Genomic DNA, 15,836 nt, shown 5'->3' on the forward strand with positions numbered 1-15,836 from the left:
GGGGACGGTACGAGACGGTACGGCGCGTGCCGCCCGTGGCACACGACCGGAGGACGACGTCATGCGGCACCGTGCCCGGCCCAGGGGTGACCTCCCGGTCGACGATGCCCTGGGCGGGGCGCTGGCCGGCATGGTGTGCCGGACGGGGGCGGCGATCGGCGGGGTGTATCTCATCGAGGAGCCGGCCGCGCTGCTGCGCCTGGTGGCGCTGTGCGGACTGCCCGTCGACTTCACCGCGCCGTGGCAGCGGCTGGCGCTGACCGCTCCCGTCCCGGTGGCCGACGCGATCCGCGAGCACCGCCTCGTCTGGGTCGGCGGCCAGGACGAGATGGCGCGCCGTTATCCGCGTACGGCGGCTGTCCTGCCGTACCCCTTCACGCTCGCCGCGGTGCCGCTGCACGGGGTGCGCCGCTGCTGGGGCGGGGTGGTGCTGATGTGGCCCGCCGACCATCCGGCCCGGGCCACCGCCCGCGAACGGCACCACATCGTCACGAACGCCCGCCGGCTGGCCCGGTTCCTGGACGACTCGCCGGTGCTGCCGGCCCTCCCCGAGCAGCCGCGGGTCGTCCCCGTGGACTGCCCGTGCCACCCCGCCCGGACCGGGCCGGCCGCCGCCGACTACCTGGACCGTCTCCCGGAGGGCGCACTCGCCCTGGACCTGGAGGGCCGGGTCACGTTCGTGTCCGCCGCGGCCGCCCGGCTGCTCGGCCGGGAACCGGACCTGCTGCTGGGCACCCGGCCCTGGCAGTCCCTGCCCTGGCTGGACGACCTGCGGTACGAGGAGCGGTACCGGATGGCGGTCGTCAGCCGGACCCCCGTGTCGTTCAGCGCGCGCCGCCCGCCGGACCGGTGGCTGACCTTCCAGCTGCATCCGGACCGCAGCGGCATCAGCGTGCGCATCACCCCCGGCGCGGAGACGGCGGCCGCGGCGCCCGTCGGCACGGAACCCGCCCCGGCCACGCCCGGCCGCCTCTACCAGCTGATCCACCAGGCCGTCGCGCTCACCGAGACGGTGACCACCCAGGACCTCGTCGAGCTGATCGCGGACCAGATCCTGCCGGCGTTCGGCGCCCAGGGGCTGGTGCTCAGCATCGCCGAGGCGGGCCGCCTGCGGATCGTCGGGCAGTACGGCTACCCCTCCGACATCGCCGAACGCCTCGACGCCCTCCCCCTCGACACCGACCTCACCCCCGCCGGCCGGGCCCTGACCAGCGGCGTCCCGGCCTACTTCGGCAGCCTCGCCGAACTCTCCCACAGCTACCCGCGCGCCCCGCTGATCAGCGGAAAGCAGGCGTGGGCCATACTGCCCCTGCTCATCTCGGGGCGTCCGGTGGGCTGCTGCATCCTCTCCTACGACCGCCCGCACACCTTCACCGCCGACGAACGCGCCGTCCTCACCCCGCTGGCCGGCCTGCTCGCCCAGGCCCTGGACCGGGCCCGGGTGTACGACACCCAGCACCACCTCGTCCACCAGCTCCAGCAGGCGCTGCTGCCCCGGAGCCTGCCCACCCTGCCCGGTCTCGACGTCGCCGCCCGCTATCTGCCGTCCGGGCACGGCATCGACGTCGGCGGCGACTTCTACGACCTGCTGCGCCTCGACGCCACCCACGCGGCGGCCGTCATCGGGGACGTGGAGGGCCACAGCATGGCCGCGGCCGCCCTGATGGGGCAGGTCCGCACCGCCATCCACGCCCACGCCACCACCGGAGCCGCCCCGGACCAGGTCATCGCCCGCACCAACCGGCTGCTCGCCGATCTCTCCTCAGAGCTCCTGGTGACCTGTCTCTACGCCCACCTGGACCTCGTCGGCCAGGTACTGACCCTGGCGAGCGCCGGGCACGCACCGCCTTTGCTGCGTCCCGGGCCCGGCCGGGCCCATCCCCTCGACGTCGCCCCCGGGCCACCCCTGGGTGTCGACCCGGACGCCCGTTACCCCGTCACCCGCAGCGCGCTCCCGGCCGGCTCCGTCCTCGCCCTGTACACCGACGGCCTGATCGAACGCCCCGGCACCGACGTCCTGCACGCCACCGCCGACCTCGCCGCCCACCTCGCCCACGCCGACGCCCACGACCTGGAGCGCCTCATCGACAGCCTCGTCCACCACACCTGGCCGGCCGGCGGCCACACCGACGACGTGGCGGTGCTCCTGCTGCGGACGGCCGCGACGGCGAGGACCGGCCGGAGTGCGGGGCTCAGTGGTGGTGGCCGTACGTCGTAGTGGCCGTCCCGGCGCGGGCGGCCGCTTCGGCGGCGCGGTTCCTGGCCGGGCCGGCCTCGTCGGCATGGCCGGCGCTGTCCAGTACCCGGGCCAGGTTGTTCCAGGTCAGGGCCAGGGCGTACCAGTTGTCGGAGTCCTGGCGGATCCGGAGGGACTCCCGCAGGGCGGCGACGGCCGGCTCGGTCCGGCCCGCCGCGTACAGCACGCAGCCGAGGCTGTTCAGCGAGTCGCCGTGCAGGAAGCGGTTGTCGGTCCGGTGGTGCAGGGCGCAGGCCCGCCGGAACGCGGCCGCCGCCTCGCCGTACCGGCCCAGTCCGTCCAGCACCAGGCCGAGGTTGTGCCAGGCCCGGCCCTCGTGGGAGCGGTCACCGGTGGCACGGAAGCGCTCGCCGGCCTGCCGGTGGGTGGCGAGGGACTCGTGGAGACGGCCGGACCTGCGCTGCGCGAGACCGAGGTTGTTCCACGCCACGCCCTCGCCGTTCGGATCGCCGAGGGCACGGAAGAGATCCGCGGCGTGGACGAGGGGTTCGATGGCCTCGGCGGACCGGTCGGCCCGCAGCAGCGCGTTGCCGAGGTTGTTGCAGACGGCCGCCTCCATGCGCCGGTCGCGCGAGCGGCCCGCCCGGTCCCGGGCGGCGCGGCCGACGGCGACCCAGTCCTCGAAGAACCGCCGCTCGCGCAGGAAATCGGCGAGGTGCAGCGCGAGCTCCACGGTGTGGACCGGGTCGCGTCCGCCGTGTCCGTCGCGTCCGTCGTCTCCGTCGCGTCCGTCCTGTTCGTCGGGCCACTGGGCGGCGGCGACGAGGTTGACCCGTTCGGCGTCCAGCCAGCCGAGCGCCTCCGCCCGGCCCTTGAACAGGTCGGGCAGCGGGCCGTCGCCGGGCGCCCGCAGATGGCGGGCGGCCGCCTCCGCCCTGGTCCGGTAGTGGTGGCGTATCCGCCGGCGTGCCTCGCGTCCCTCCTCGACGAGCGCGGGGTCCTCGGCGGCGAGCGCGCTCGCGTAGCCGCGGACCAGGTCGTGTATGCGCCAGCGCTCGGGGAGTTCACCTCCGCGCCCCTCGCCGGTGACCAGATGGGTGCCCACCAGGTCGTCGAGGAGTTCCAGCGCCAGGGGCCGGTCCTGGCCGGTGGCCACCACCGCCGTCTCGGTGCTGAAGTCCGGGAAGGGCACCTGGGCCAGCCCGCACAGCGCGCGTCGCCGGTCCGGGGGCAGCCGGCGGAACGACATGTCGAACACCGGGGCCAGCGCGAGGACCCTGCCGTATTCGTCGACGCCCCGGCTGCGCAGGACCCGGCTGCGGTCGGCGACGGCTCTCAGCTCCTCCACCAGGGACCCGAGCGGGTCGTCCCGGACCCGGCGCCGGTGCAGCAGGGCGGTGGCTATCCGCAGGGCGAGCGGCATACGGCAGCACAGCCGCGTCAGTTCGCGTACGGCCTCGGTCTCCTCGGGCGTCCACTCGTCCCCGGCGGCGGTGGGCCGGCGCAGCGCCGGGGCGATCAGGCGGACGGACTCGTCCCGGCTGAGCGGCCCGAGGGGCAACTCGACGGCCGTCAGGGACTCGTGGCACTCCCGCGAGGTGATCAGGACGCAGTGCAGGCCGCCGGCGGGCAGCAGCGGTGAGACCTGGGCCGAGTCCGAGACGTTGTCGAGCACCAGCAGAACCCGCCGGCCGGCGTCGGCGAGCGCGGCGAGGTGGCTGCGGTACACGTCGAGTTGGCGGCCCTCCTCCCCGAAGTGGCCGACCCGGTCGGCGCCGGGGTCGAGGTCCGCGGCGGAGAGGGCGTGCAGCAGCGACGTCACCGCCTGGGTGGGGGTGACCGGGTGGTCGTCGTAGCCCGCGAGGTCGAGGAAGAGGGCTCCCCCGGTGAACCAGCCCGCTTTGCGTGCCCGGTGCGCGGCCTTCAGGGCGAGGGCGGTCTTGCCCATGCCGCCGAGTCCGGTGACGACGCAGACGACCGGCGCGTCCGGGGCCGGGTCGGCGGGCGCCCGCAGCCGGGCCTCCAGCGCGGCCAGCTCCGCCGCCCGCCCGGTGAAGCCGGCCTGCACCATGGGCAACGTGCACGGACCGGCCCGGTCGGGCCGCCCCCCGTGCTGCACGACCAGCTTCCCGACGACGGGCCCCAGAAAGGTGCTCCACCCGAAATCAACCCGGTCACCGTCACCGACGGGGGGCGAGGCGTCGGCATCGGGAGGGGAGACGCTGCCGGCGAAGCCGGATTCACCGCTCACCGGATCCGGTACGTCACCGCCGTCCGCATTCGGTTCGTCACCGCCGTCCGGATCCGGTTCGTCGTCTCCGTCCGGATCCGGTCCGTCGCTGTCCGGATCCGGTTCGTCGTTGCCGGAGTCCGGTGTCCGGCCGTCACCTGCGTGCACCCGTGGCTCCCCTTCGGCCGGCATCCGCCAGGCTCGGACCGCTTTGAGGTGCTTCACGGTAGAGCATCCCCACCGTCCGGGGGACGGCTTCGCCCATCCCCGCCCGCCCTGCCCGGTCACCGGCGGTTCCGTGTTCACGGGGAGGCCGGGTGACTGCTTGGCTACCCTGGGACTGAACCGGCTATAAGGGGCGAGTTACGACGAAACGCCACAAGGAACCGAAGAAGGGTCCCGGTGTCGGCCTTCCGAAGCGCGGGTCCCTGTCCCGTGCGGCGGCAGCGGTCGCGGTCGGCACCGGGCTGGCGCTGACCGGGACCTGCGCCGAAAGCGACTGGAGCGGTGGAGGCAGGGGAAGCGGGGGCGACGGCCTCAGCGTCGGCGTGCTGCTGCCGGGCAGCGGGGCTTCGCGGTACGGGCAGTTCGACCGGCCGCTCATCGAGCGGAAACTGAAGGAGCTGTGCCCGCACTGCCCGGCGGCGACCGTCGCCGCCACGCCCGACCCGGACGTCCAGCAGCAGCAGCTGGACGCCCTGATCACCAGGGGCGTGGACGTCGTGATCGTCTCCGCCATCGACCCCAAGGCGCTGCGCTCGTCGGTCGAGGCCGCGCACCGCGCCGGCATCCCGGTCGTCGCCTACGACCGGCTCGCCCAGGGCCCGATCTCCGGTTACGTCAGCTTCGACGGCGCGGAGATCGGCAGGCTCCAGGGCGAGGCGCTGCTGAAGGCCATGGGCCCGAAGGCGGACGGCGGCCAGATCGTCCTGATGAACGGCGCCGCGTCCGACCCCAACACCGCCTGGTTCGAGCAGGGCGCGCTCTCCGTCCTCAAGGGCAAGGTACGGATCGGCAAGTCCTACGACACCGCCGGCTGGCGGCCCGAGAACGCCTACGCCGACATGAGCGGCGCCATAGCCGCCCTGGGCGCGGACGGCATCGACGGTGTCCTGGCCGCCAACGACCGCCTCGCCGGTGCCGTGATCTCCGCCCTCGAGGCAGCCGCGGTCCGGCCGCTGCCCCCGGTCACCGGTCAGGACGCCGAACTCGTGGCCGTGCAGCGGATCGTCGCGGGCCGGCAGTACATGACGGTCTACAAGTCCTTCCCGGCCGAAGTCGACGCCACCGTCGAGATGGCCGTCGCCCTGGGGCGCGGCAAGCCGGTGGGGTCCATCGCCACCGGCACCGTCGACAGCGCGACCACCAAGGACATCCCCGCGACGCTGCTGCCGTCGTACACGGTGACGGTCGGCACCATCAAGGACACTCTGGTAAAGGATGGTATCTACACTATCGACCAGATCTGCACCCCCAAGCTCCGGTCCGCCTGTGAGAAGGCCGGACTCACCCCGTGAGCGTGCCCCGGGCAGGGAGAAGGAGGTGGCCGCGTGGTTCAGCCCCTGCTGGCGTTGCGCGGAATCTGCAAGCGCTTCGCCGCCGTCCAGGCGCTGGTCGACGTCGAGCTGGAGGTCCGGGCCGGGGAGGTGGTCGCCCTGGTCGGCGGGAACGCGGCCGGAAAGTCCACGCTGGTCAAGGTGATCTCCGGCGTCAGTCCCCCCGACAGCGGGGTCGTCGAGTGGGAGGGCCGCCCCGTGCACATCCGGCGCCCCCACGACGCCCGGGCCCTGGGCATCGCGACCGTGTACCAGGACCTCGCGATGTGCACCAACCTGGATGTCGTCGGCAACCTCTTCCTCGGTCAGGAGATCCAGCGCTTCGGCGTCCTCGACGAGGTCGAGATGGAGCGCCGTACCCGTGAACTGCTGCGGACCCTGCCCATCCGCATCCCCGACGTACGGGCGCCGCTCGCCACGCTCTCCGGCGGGCAGCGGCAGGTCGTCGCGATCACCCGCTCCTTCCTCGGCGCGCCCCGGCTGCTGCTGCTCGACGAACCCACCGCCTCCCTCGACCTCGAACAGACCAACCAGTTCCTCGACCTCATCGAGGAACTCCGCGACCGGGGCACCGGAGTGCTTCTCATCAGCCACAACATGGGGGACATCAAGGCCGTCGCCGACCGGGTCGCCGTGCTGCGCCTCGGCCGCAACAACGGCCTCTTCGACGTGGGCACCACCTCGCAGGAGCAGATCATCGCCTCCGTCACCGGCGCGACGGACCACTCCGCGCGCCACGGCACGACCGGCCCGGAGGAGCGATGGGCGTGAGGGGGAGATGGCGGCTCTGGCCGGGGATCCGCGCACGCGCGCAGGGCCCGGCCGTCACCGGCCGGGGTGGCATTGGGCGAAGCGGGCGCCCGAGGGGCGACAGAGGTGACGGACCGGGCGACGGCTCGGGCGGGGACGGCGGGGGTGGCGATGGAGACGGCGGTCGCAGCGCCGACGGACGGCGGGACAGCGACGGACGGCGGGGACCCGGCGGTCGTCTCCAGGAACCTGCCGGGCGACTCCAGGGACCTGCCGACAGGTTCCGGAAGTACGCCGGCACCGGATGGCGCAGGCTGCACGCGGGTGGGCTCGGGGCCGTGCCGGCGCTGCTCGCGCTGGCCGTGATCTGGGTCGTCTTCCAGAGTCTCAACGCGAACTTCCTGTCGCCGCGCAATCTGTCCGTGCTCAGCGTGGACATCGTCGGGCCCGGAATGGTCGCCGTCGGTGTCGTCTTCGTCCTGCTGATCGGCGAGATCGATCTGTCGGTGGGCTCGCTCGCCGGTCTGTCGGGCGCCCTGTTCGCGACCCTGAACGTGAACCAGGGCCTGCCGGAATGGCTCGCCGTCCTCGTCGCGGTGGCCGGCTGCGCGGGCGCCGGCGCCCTGCACGGGTTCGTCTTCACCGGGACCGGGGTGCCCGCGTTCGTCGTCACCCTCGCGGGCCTGCTGGCCTGGTACGGCCTGATGCTCTACCTGCTGGGCCCGGAGAACACCATCAGCTTCAGCGGCGACGGTCTGGTCGCCATGCTGACCAGCCACTACTTCGGCGCCGCCGTCGCCACCTACGGTCTCGCGGCGCTCGGTACGGCCGCCTACCTGCTCGTCTCCCTCCACGACCGCGGCCGCCGCGCCGCGGTCGGGATGCCGTGCCGCCCGGTGGGCGAGGTCTGGGTGCGCACGGCCCTGCTCGCGGCGGTCACGTTCGCCGCGGCGCACATGCTGAGCCGGTTCGAGGGCCTGCCGCTGGCCCTGCTGATCTTCCTCCTGGTCGTCACGGCCACGGACCTCCTGCTGCGCCGGACGACCTACGGCCGCCAGGTCATCGCCCTGGGCGGCGGCGCGGAGGCGGCCCTGCGGGCCGGGGTCGGCGTGGCCCGGGTACGGATCTCGGTGTTCCTGATGTCGGGGGCCCTGGCCGCGATCGGCGGCCTGTTCGTGGCGTCGCGGCTCACCTCGGCGACCCCGGTGACGGGCTCCGGGATGCTGCTGGTCAATGCCATCGCCGCCGCCGTCATCGGCGGCACCAGTCTCTTCGGCGGCCGCGGCTCGACCTGGTCGGCGCTGCTGGGAGTGCTCGTCATCCAGTCGATCGCCTCGGGCATGGCACTGCTGGGGGTCCAGACGGCGGTCCAGTTCATGATCACCGGCGGGGTGCTGGTCATCGCGGTGGTCTTCGACTCGCTGGCCCGGCGCGCAGGGGTCGCCGCGGGGCGGGCCTGACCGGCCTCCTGGCCCCGCACGCCCCCGGCGTCGGTTGTCGGGCGCACGGTGCGGCGGGATGCTGGGAGCGGGTGCGGGCACCCGGACGGCCGGGCGCCCCGGCATCCGGAGGCACCATGGAGGGACGCGTACCGGCGGACCCGGCGGTCGTACCGGACGACCTCGCGGTCGTCGTCGACGCCGACGGGGCGGTCCTGGTGTGGAGCGCCGGTGCCCGGCGGCTGCTCGGGTACGAACCCGCCGAGATCGTCGGCCGCCCCGCCCGGACCCTGCTCGCCGCCGAGCTGCCCCCGTCCGCGCGCCGCCACATCGCCGGCGCGTACCGCTGGTCCACCGAGGTGGCCCTGCGGCACCGCAACGGCGACCGGATCGTCGTACGTCTGCAGGGCATCCCGCTCGCGGACGCGGGCGCCCGGTCGCTCTGGCTGGTGACCGCCGCCGCGCGGACGGCCGTGTCCGGGCGCGACCAGCCCGGGGCGGCGGCCCTGTGGGACCTCACGCTCGCCCAGCTGCCCATGCCGGTGGCGATCTACGACCGCGAGGCCCGGCTGGTCGCCGCCAACGAGGTCATGACCCGGATCATGGGCCTGCCCGTGGCGGAGATGCGCGGCCTGACCCTGCCGGAGATCGAGTCCGGCCCGCCCTTCGACGAGTACGACCGCCTCCAGCAGCAGGTCCTGCGCACCGGGCGGACCATCTTCCACGAGCAGCACGGCCAGGCGCCCGGGGAGACCCGCGAGCACTCCTGGTCGATGTACTTCTCCCCGCTGAAGGACGAGACCGGCACGGTGCAGGGGCTGTCCGCGGTCGTCTTCGACACCACCGAGCAGTACTGGGCCCGCCGCCACCTGGCCGTCCTCAACGACGCCAGCCTGCGCATCGGCAGCACCCTGGACGTGACCCGGACCGCCGAGGAGCTGGCCGAGGTGGCCGTGGGCGGGTTCGCCGACTACGTCACCGTCGACCTGCTGGAGTCCGTCACCCTCGGCGAGGAGCCGGGACCGCTGCGGCCGGGCGAGTCGATCACCGTACGCCGTACCGCGCAGCGCTCGGTCCTGGCCGGCTGCCCGGAGAAGGTGGCCGACCCGGGCGACCCGGTCCACTACCCGGTGGACACGCCCCCGATGTGGACCCTGCTCGCCGGCCACGGCACCCGCCACCGGCCCGGCGACCCCGGCATGCCGGAGTGGATCGGCGCCTCCCAGGCCCGCGCCGACTCCGTCGCCCGGCACATGATCCACTCGGTGCTGATGGTCCCGCTGCGCGCCCGGGGCGTCACCCTCGGCCTGGTGCACTTCCTCAGGCACCGCACCCCCGAGTCCTTCACCGAGGACGACCAGCGGCTCGCGGAGGAGATCGTCGCCCGGGCCGCGGTGTGCGTGGACAACGCCCGCCGCTACACCCGGGAGCGCCGCACCGCCCTGGCCCTGCAGCGCAGCCTGCTCCCGGGCCGGCCGCCGCCCGGCCTGGAGGCGACCGAGGTGGCCTACCGCTATCTCCCCACGGGTTCCGGCGCGGACGTCGGCGGCGACTGGTTCGACGTGATCCCGCTGTCCGGCGCCCGGGTCGCCCTGGTCGTCGGGGACGTCGTCGGCCACGGCATCCACGCCTCGGCGACGATGGGCCGGCTGCGGACGGCGGTACGGACGCTCGCGGACGTCGACCTCGCCCCCGACGAACTCCTCACCCAGCTGGACGACCTCGTCATCAGGCTCGCCCGCGAGGAGGACCCGGAGACCACCTCGGGCGAGGTCGGCGCGACCTGCCTGTACGCCGTGTACGACCCGGTGTCCCGCCGCTGCACCCTGGCCCGCGCCGGCCATCCGCCGCCCGTCCTGGTCACCCCCGGCGGCGACGTCCGCCTCCTGGACCTGCCGGCCGGCCCGCCGCTGGGCCTCGGCGGCCTGCCCTTCGAGTCCACCGAGGCGGAACTGGCGGAGGGCAGCCTGCTCGCCCTCTACACCGACGGCCTGGTCGAGACCGCCGACCACGACATCGAGGTGGGCCTGGGCCTCCTCCGCCGGGCCCTCGCCGCCCCGGCCGCGCCCCTGGAGGAGACCTGTGACCGTGTCCTGCACACGGTGCTGACCGACCGCCCGGCCGACGACATCGTGCTCCTCCTGGCCCGCACCCACGTCCTGGACGCCGGCAAGGTCCGCACCTGGCAGCTCCCGCAGCGCCCGGCAGCCGTCGCGGGGGCCCGCAAGATGGCGGGCCAGCAGCTGGAGGCGTGGGGTCTGACGGACGCGGCCTTCGCCACGGAGCTGATCGTCAGCGAGCTGGTCACGAACGCCGTCCGCTACGGCGAGGGCCCGATCGCCCTCCGCCTGATCCGCGACGCGTCCCTGATCTGCGAGGTCTCCGACGGCAGCAGCACGGCCCCGCACCTGCGCCGGGCCCGGGTCTACGACGAGGGCGGCCGGGGTCTGCTCCTGGTCGCCCAGCTCTCCGAACGCTGGGGCAGCCGCCAGACGCCGACCGGCAAGACGATCTGGGCGGAACAGCCACTGCCCACCCAGACGCTCGCCTAATGAGCGAGCGGAACGTCCCGGCGCAGCACGTCGATCACGGCGGAGACGACCGCGGAGGCGACGAAGGTCCCCACCATGACCAGCCCCACCCCCACCACGAACAGCCCGCTGGCCTCACCCGACCAGTCGACGTAGGCGGCGAGCGTCAGCCCCGCGGTCGTACCGCCCACGGCGGCCGCGCTGTGTCCCCGGGCGGCCGCCCAGCCGACGGCCACGAGCAGGGTGAGCACGAGCCCGCCGACCTGCCAGGCCTCGTACGGCCCGCTCGTCGATCCGTCGGCGCGCACGTCGTACTGCTGGTCCCAGCCCAGCCAGGCGGCCCAGGCCGCCGCCGACACCGCGGCCAGCGCGAGCGCCGGCAGCACCACCCGAGGAACCCGCTTGTGAAGTCTCATGTCCTCAGCGTCGCGGGCGGTCCGGGCGCCGGACAGAGTGCGGATACTCAGACCGGCCCGAGTACGTGCCCGGGCCGGGCGGGGCGCGGACGCGGCGGCGCGCTGGGCTGTTCGCGTGGGTTCGCGGTGTCACCGGGCCCGCCGCACGCGTACGGCACCGGTCCTGCCGCAGGCTGATCTCCGACTGCCCTGCCGCAGGACGGTTCCCGACCGCTCCGCGGCGCGCCCCCGGCCTGGTGAGGACCATGACCACCGCGACCACCCGGCCGACGAGTCTCCACAAGGTCCAGCCGCTCGGCGAAGCGCTCGACCGGGCCCCGATGTCCCGCCTGCACGTCCTGTTCTGGCTGCTCGCCGGGCTGGGCGTCATGCTCGACGGCTTCGACTTCTTCGTCATCGGCGTCGCGAACCCGCTGGTCTCCCACGACTTCGGCGTGAGCGCGACGCAGAAGGGCCTGCTGTCGGCTGCCGCCATCGTCGGTTCGGTCTTCGGAGCCGCGCTGCTGGGGCCGCTCGGTGACCGCGTCGGGCGGCGCCGGATCTTCCGGGTCGACCTGTGGATGTTCGTCGTCTTCTCACTGCTGTGCACGGTCGCCTGGGACGTCTGGTCGCTGATGGCGTTCCGCTTCGCCCTCGGTGTCGCGATCGGCCTGGACTACCCGATCGCCGCGAGCTACCTGGCGGAGATCCTGCCCGCCAAGAACCGCGGCCGTTGGCTGGTGGCCGCGTTCAGTCTCCAGGCGGCGGGCATCCTGCTGGGCGCGGTGGCCGGCGTGGTGATCCTGGAGATCTGGCCGGCGACCGGCTCCTGGCGGATCCTCCTGGGGTTCGGGGCGGTGCCGGCCCTGGTCATCATCTGGCTGCGCCGTCTGGTGCCGGAGAGTCCCCGCTGGCTGGCCCAGAACGGACGCGAGGAGGAGGCCCGCGAGGTGGGCGAGGCGCTGGCCGGCACGCCGGTCGTGGTGACCGACGCCGACCGGGCCCGGCAGGAGGCGCCGCCCGAGGGGATCCGGGCGTTCATCCAGCCGCGGCTGTTCTCGCCGCGCTGGCGCAGGCGCACCGTCTTCTCCGCGGTGCCGTGGTTCCTGATGGACATCGCGACGTACGGCGTGGGCATCTTCACCCCGACCCTGCTGGCGTCGCTGTCGCTGGCGGGGGCGAACACCACGTTCATCGCCGACGACATCGCCTCCACCACCGGCACGGCCCTGCTCGACATCTTCCTGGCCATCGGTTTCGCGCTGGCGATCGTGCTGGTGGACCGGGTCGGGCGGGTGCCGTTGCAGCTCACCGGCTTCGCCGTGATGACCGTCGCGCTGTGCGGGCTGGCCCTGGCCAACCAGCTCCCGGGCGGCGCCGACGCCCACCTCGGCATGATCGTCGCCGGCTTCGCGCTGTTCAACACGTTCATGAACCTGGGGCCCAACGCCACCACGTTCACGCTGCCCGCCGAGGTCTACCCCTCCGAGATGCGGACCGCGGGCCATGGCTTCGCCGCCGGCTGCGGAAAACTGGGCGCCGCGCTGGGGACGTTTCTCTTCCCCGTCCTGCTGGCGGACGTCGGGGAGAGCGCCCTGCTGTACGGGGTGGCCGTCACCTGCGCCCTGGGCTTCGTGATCACCTTCGCCTTCCGGGTCGAGACCCGCGGCCGCTCCCTCGACGAACTCTCCGGCGCCCAGGCGGCCGCGGTCGCACCGCGGATCACACCGCCCTGAGCCGGCCGGCGGTTCACCACCGGCCGTGCTCCCCGTGGTTACGGCCGTTCAGCGGCCGCGGGATGCGCAGGGGGCGGTGTACGTGCCATGCGGGCCGCCAGTTCCAGGAGTTCGTCGACCGACCACTGGTCGTAGGCGTGCTCGCCGTGCTTGGTGGCGAGGACCTGGCCGTCGGGGGCGATGAGGAAGTCGGCGGGCAGGCCGAGCCGGCCGCCGTGCGGGCTGTTGGCGGGCAGGTGTTCGCGTCCGCGGAGGACGTGCCACGTGCCGCTCACCACCGCCCGGACGATCGGCCCCCAGGCGCGCGGGTCGAGCAGGGCGCGGGGCGACTGTTCGACGCCGAACTCCCGGTACAGCCGTTTGTCCGGGTCGGCGACGACGGCGAACGGGAGGTCGGCGGTGTGGGGGCGCAGTTCCTCGGCGGGCGAGTGGAAGACCACGACCTCGCGTATCCCGGCGGCCTCTATCTCGTGGTGCCGCCGCACCACCGAGCGCAGATGCAGATTGCAGACCGGGCATCCGGCGAAGCGCCGGAACTGGAGGTGGATCGGGCGGGCGGGGTCGGGGACGGTGACGGGGTCGCCGGAGACCGTGGTGAGACCGCGCCGAGGCACGGTGGAGCCGGTGGTCATCGGACTACGGGGTGTGCGCATGAATGTTCCCCTCCGTAAGCGTACGCTATACGCCTACCAGCGTAAGCGTATGCCGTACGCTGTCAACCGCCATGCCACGACCGCGTTCCGTCACCCCCGACCAGCTCGCCTCGGCCGCTCTCGTCGTCATCGACCGCGAGGGGCTCGCCGGGCTGTCGATGCGTGCCGTCGCCAAGGAACTCGGCATGAGCACCATGGGGCTCTACCGGTATGTGCGCGACCGCGAGGAACTGGAGAGGCTCGTCGTGGAGCTCGTCCTGGGCGCCGTGGACACCGAGCCGCCCGACCCCGCCGCCGCATGGCGCGAACGGATCACGGTCATGGTGCGACGCATGCGCGACGCCGTGGGCGCCCATCCCGCGGTCGTCCCGCTGGTCATCGCCCACCGCCACCACTCGCTCGGGGTGCTGCGCTGGTCGGAGACCGTGCTCGTGGTCCTCGGCGAGACGGGAGTGGCGGGCGAGCGGCGGGTCATCGCCCTGCGCGCCCTGCTCAGTTACCTCAACGGGGCGATCCAGCTGGAACACCTCGGCCCCCTGGCCGGTCCGGGGACGGTGGCCATCTCCGAGCTGTCGTCCGACGACTTTCCGCACATGGCCGAGACCGCCCGCGACGCGCGGAACGTCGACGCCGACCGGGAGTTCCTGGGCGGGCTCGGCATGCTGCTGGACGGCCTCGAAGGACTCGGTGGCCTCGGCGGCCCCGGCGGTGTCAGCCGTTGATCACCCGGTCCACGACCAGGGTGTCGCTCACCTGCTGGAGCTTGACGAACCTGCCGTCGCGGACGGTCCACAGGTGCATGAACCTGGCGTCGGCCGTCGCTCCCCGCCTGCTCACGGTGTGGTAGTGCCCGAGGGCGAAGACATGGTCCTCCCCGTCCGCGAAGTACTCCTCGCCCACGGGATAGAAGGTGTCGAAGTTCTCCATCAGCGGGTCGAAGAAGTCCCGGCCCACGCTCTCCGGGCCGTGATAGACCCGGCCGCCGGGGAAACCGGGCGTGATGTCCCAGACCAGCTCCGGGTCCATGACCTCCTGGAAGACCTCGGGCGCCACCTTGGACTCGTAGAAGCGGCGGACGAGGGCGATGTTCTCGGATGCGGACATGGTGAAGTGCTCCTCTGACGGAAACTGACGGCGGATCAGGACCGGGGTCAGTATCAGACCCCGGGGGCGGCACGGGCCGCGAGGAGAAACGCCGTCCGACGGGAACGTGTGACGCCATCGCCAGGAGAGCGCGAACGTGAGTACGGTTGATCACGAGCCTTCCGCAGGAGCCCCCATGTCCTCCGTACCCCCCGTGTCCCCGACGCCCAAGCCCCGCTTCGCCGTTCTCGGTGCGGGCACCATCGGCTGTCATCTCGGCGGCTCTCTCCGTGCCGCCGGGTACGACGTGACGCTCATCGGCCGGCCCGCCGCCATGGACGTGCTGCGCGAGCGGGGGCTCACCCTCAGCACCTCCGTCCGGCCGCCCGTCCGTCTCCCGCCAAAGCGGCTGACGCTGGCCACCGGACCGGAGGCCGCGGCCGGCGCCGACTATGTGCTGGTCACCGTGAAGAGCGCCGGTACCGGGGCCGCCGCCGCGGACCTCGCCGCTCATCTCGCCCCCGGCGCGGTCGTGGTCAGCTTCCAGAACGGGCTGCACAACCCCGCCACCCTGCGCGCCGCGCTCCCCGGTCACACCGTGCTGGCCGGGATGGTGCCGTACAACGTGGTGCAGTCCGAGCCGGGCACCGTGCACCAGGGCATGGCCGGGCGGCTGATGACCGAGCCGGACGACCGGCTCGTCGCCGCCCTGCGTGACGCGCGGCTGGCCGTCGAGGCCCGTACCGACATGGCCGAGGTGCAGCACGCCAAGCTGCTGCTGAACCTCAACAACGCGATCAACGCCCTGTCCGGGCTGCCGTTGCGCGACCAGCTCGGCGGGCGGGACTACCGCCGTTGCCTCGCCCTGTGCCAGCGGGAGGCCCTCGCCGTCTACCGCGCCGCCGGGGTCGCCCCGGCCCGCCTCGGCCCCACCTCGCCCGCCGTCACCCCGTACGTCCTGGGGCTGCCCGACGGCCTCTTCCGGCGGCTGGCGGGGGCGACCCTGCGGATCGACGCCCAGGCCCGCTCCTCGATGTGGGAGGACCTGCAACGCGGCCGCCCCACGGAGATCGACTCCCTCCAGGGCGAGATCGTCGCCCTCGCCGGCGCCCATGGCCGGAGCGCGCCCGCGAACGCGCGGCTGGTCGCCCTGGTGCGTGCGGCGGAGTCCGAGCCGCGCACCTGGCCGGGCCCGGAGCTGTACGCCGAACTGCGCGCGGCACGCTGAACGGGCGGGAACGGCAAGGGCCGTGGCCGGGTCGCCCT

Annotated in this window: 12 protein-coding genes; 8 read left to right on the top strand and 4 right to left on the bottom strand. The window is 73.7% G+C overall.

Annotated elements, in window-relative coordinates:
* Positions 1 to 61 precede the first annotated feature (61 nt).
* Positions 62 to 2,218 carry a SpoIIE family protein phosphatase gene (locus ACFWXC_RS05550; RefSeq protein ID WP_384473492.1) on the top strand — a complete coding sequence of 719 codons (2,157 nt, stop codon included), beginning with the start codon at positions 62 to 64 and terminating at the stop codon, positions 2,216 to 2,218.
* Here ACFWXC_RS05550 and ACFWXC_RS05555 read toward each other — a convergent pair.
* Positions 2,193 to 4,595, bottom strand: a complete 2,403-nt coding sequence (locus ACFWXC_RS05555) for a tetratricopeptide repeat protein (RefSeq protein WP_384473495.1) — start codon at positions 4,593 to 4,595, stop codon at positions 2,193 to 2,195. The genes ACFWXC_RS05550 and ACFWXC_RS05555 overlap by 26 nt on opposite strands.
* A gap of 260 nt (positions 4,596 to 4,855) precedes the next feature.
* On the opposite strand from ACFWXC_RS05555, the gene ACFWXC_RS05560 reads away from it, so the two are divergent.
* The 4 genes from ACFWXC_RS05560 to ACFWXC_RS05575 all read left to right on the top strand — a co-directional run bounded on the left by ACFWXC_RS05560 (position 4,856) and on the right by ACFWXC_RS05575 (position 10,724).
* The gene (locus ACFWXC_RS05560; protein WP_384474166.1) at positions 4,856 to 5,944 is read left to right on the top strand and encodes a sugar ABC transporter substrate-binding protein; all 1,089 of its coding nucleotides are present in this window, start codon (positions 4,856 to 4,858) and stop codon (positions 5,942 to 5,944) included.
* A 33-nt stretch (positions 5,945 to 5,977) separates the two neighbouring features.
* A complete protein-coding gene (locus ACFWXC_RS05565; protein WP_384473497.1) occupies positions 5,978 to 6,754 on the top strand; it encodes an ATP-binding cassette domain-containing protein in 777 nt (258 codons plus the stop codon).
* A 317-nt stretch (positions 6,755 to 7,071) separates the two neighbouring features.
* Positions 7,072 to 8,193, top strand: a complete 1,122-nt coding sequence (locus ACFWXC_RS05570; protein WP_384473500.1) for a sugar ABC transporter permease — start codon at positions 7,072 to 7,074, stop codon at positions 8,191 to 8,193.
* 116 nt (positions 8,194 to 8,309) lie between these two features.
* Positions 8,310 to 10,724, top strand: coding sequence for a SpoIIE family protein phosphatase (locus tag ACFWXC_RS05575; protein WP_384473502.1), 2,415 nt, complete (start codon positions 8,310 to 8,312; stop codon positions 10,722 to 10,724).
* Here ACFWXC_RS05575 and ACFWXC_RS05580 read toward each other — a convergent pair.
* On the bottom strand, positions 10,721 to 11,119 hold the full coding sequence (locus ACFWXC_RS05580; protein ID WP_384473505.1) for a hypothetical protein: 399 nt from the start codon (positions 11,117 to 11,119) through the stop codon (positions 10,721 to 10,723). The genes ACFWXC_RS05575 and ACFWXC_RS05580 overlap by 4 nt on opposite strands.
* A gap of 245 nt (positions 11,120 to 11,364) precedes the next feature.
* On the opposite strand from ACFWXC_RS05580, the gene ACFWXC_RS05585 reads away from it, so the two are divergent.
* On the top strand, positions 11,365 to 12,834 hold the full coding sequence (locus tag ACFWXC_RS05585; protein ID WP_384473508.1) for an MFS transporter: 1,470 nt from the start codon (positions 11,365 to 11,367) through the stop codon (positions 12,832 to 12,834).
* A 38-nt stretch (positions 12,835 to 12,872) separates the two neighbouring features.
* Here ACFWXC_RS05585 and ACFWXC_RS05590 read toward each other — a convergent pair whose 3' ends face one another.
* A complete protein-coding gene (locus tag ACFWXC_RS05590) occupies positions 12,873 to 13,487 on the bottom strand; it encodes a peroxiredoxin-like family protein (protein ID WP_384473511.1) in 615 nt (204 codons plus the stop codon).
* 71 nt (positions 13,488 to 13,558) lie between these two features.
* Here ACFWXC_RS05590 and ACFWXC_RS05595 point away from each other — a divergent pair, with 71 nt between their 5' ends.
* The gene (locus tag ACFWXC_RS05595; protein ID WP_384473514.1) at positions 13,559 to 14,209 is read left to right on the top strand and encodes a TetR/AcrR family transcriptional regulator; all 651 of its coding nucleotides are present in this window, start codon (positions 13,559 to 13,561) and stop codon (positions 14,207 to 14,209) included.
* Here the strand turns inward: ACFWXC_RS05595 and ACFWXC_RS05600 are convergent.
* A complete protein-coding gene (locus ACFWXC_RS05600; RefSeq protein WP_384473517.1) occupies positions 14,199 to 14,591 on the bottom strand; it encodes a nuclear transport factor 2 family protein in 393 nt (130 codons plus the stop codon). The two genes, ACFWXC_RS05595 and ACFWXC_RS05600, sit on opposite strands and share 11 nt — an antisense overlap.
* Before the next feature lie 175 nt (positions 14,592 to 14,766).
* Here ACFWXC_RS05600 and ACFWXC_RS05605 point away from each other — a divergent pair, with 175 nt between their 5' ends.
* Positions 14,767 to 15,798 carry a 2-dehydropantoate 2-reductase gene (locus ACFWXC_RS05605; protein WP_384473520.1) on the top strand — a complete coding sequence of 344 codons (1,032 nt, stop codon included), beginning with the start codon at positions 14,767 to 14,769 and terminating at the stop codon, positions 15,796 to 15,798.
* The last annotated feature ends 38 nt before the right edge of the window (positions 15,799 to 15,836 follow it).

The organism is Streptomyces sp. NPDC058683 (genome assembly GCF_042716195.1).
Classification (GTDB): Bacteria; Actinomycetota; Actinomycetes; order Streptomycetales; family Streptomycetaceae; genus Streptomyces.

What these genes read in the sequence shown, in the direction of transcription:
- ACFWXC_RS05550 (WP_384473492.1), top strand. Translation starts at nt 62, where the DNA reads ATGCGGCACCGTGCCCGGCCCAGGGGTGACCTCCCGGTCGACGATGCC.
- ACFWXC_RS05575 (WP_384473502.1), top strand. Translation starts at nt 8,310, where the DNA reads ATGGAGGGACGCGTACCGGCGGACCCGGCGGTCGTACCGGACGACCTC.
- ACFWXC_RS05580 (WP_384473505.1), bottom strand. Translation starts at nt 11,119, where the DNA reads ATGAGACTTCACAAGCGGGTTCCTCGGGTGGTGCTGCCGGCGCTCGCG.
- ACFWXC_RS05585 (WP_384473508.1), top strand. Translation starts at nt 11,365, where the DNA reads ATGACCACCGCGACCACCCGGCCGACGAGTCTCCACAAGGTCCAGCCG.
- ACFWXC_RS05590 (WP_384473511.1), bottom strand. Translation starts at nt 13,487, where the DNA reads ATGCGCACACCCCGTAGTCCGATGACCACCGGCTCCACCGTGCCTCGG.
- ACFWXC_RS05595 (WP_384473514.1), top strand. Translation starts at nt 13,559, where the DNA reads ATGCCACGACCGCGTTCCGTCACCCCCGACCAGCTCGCCTCGGCCGCT.
- ACFWXC_RS05600 (WP_384473517.1), bottom strand. Translation starts at nt 14,591, where the DNA reads ATGTCCGCATCCGAGAACATCGCCCTCGTCCGCCGCTTCTACGAGTCC.
- ACFWXC_RS05605 (WP_384473520.1), top strand. Translation starts at nt 14,767, where the DNA reads ATGTCCTCCGTACCCCCCGTGTCCCCGACGCCCAAGCCCCGCTTCGCC.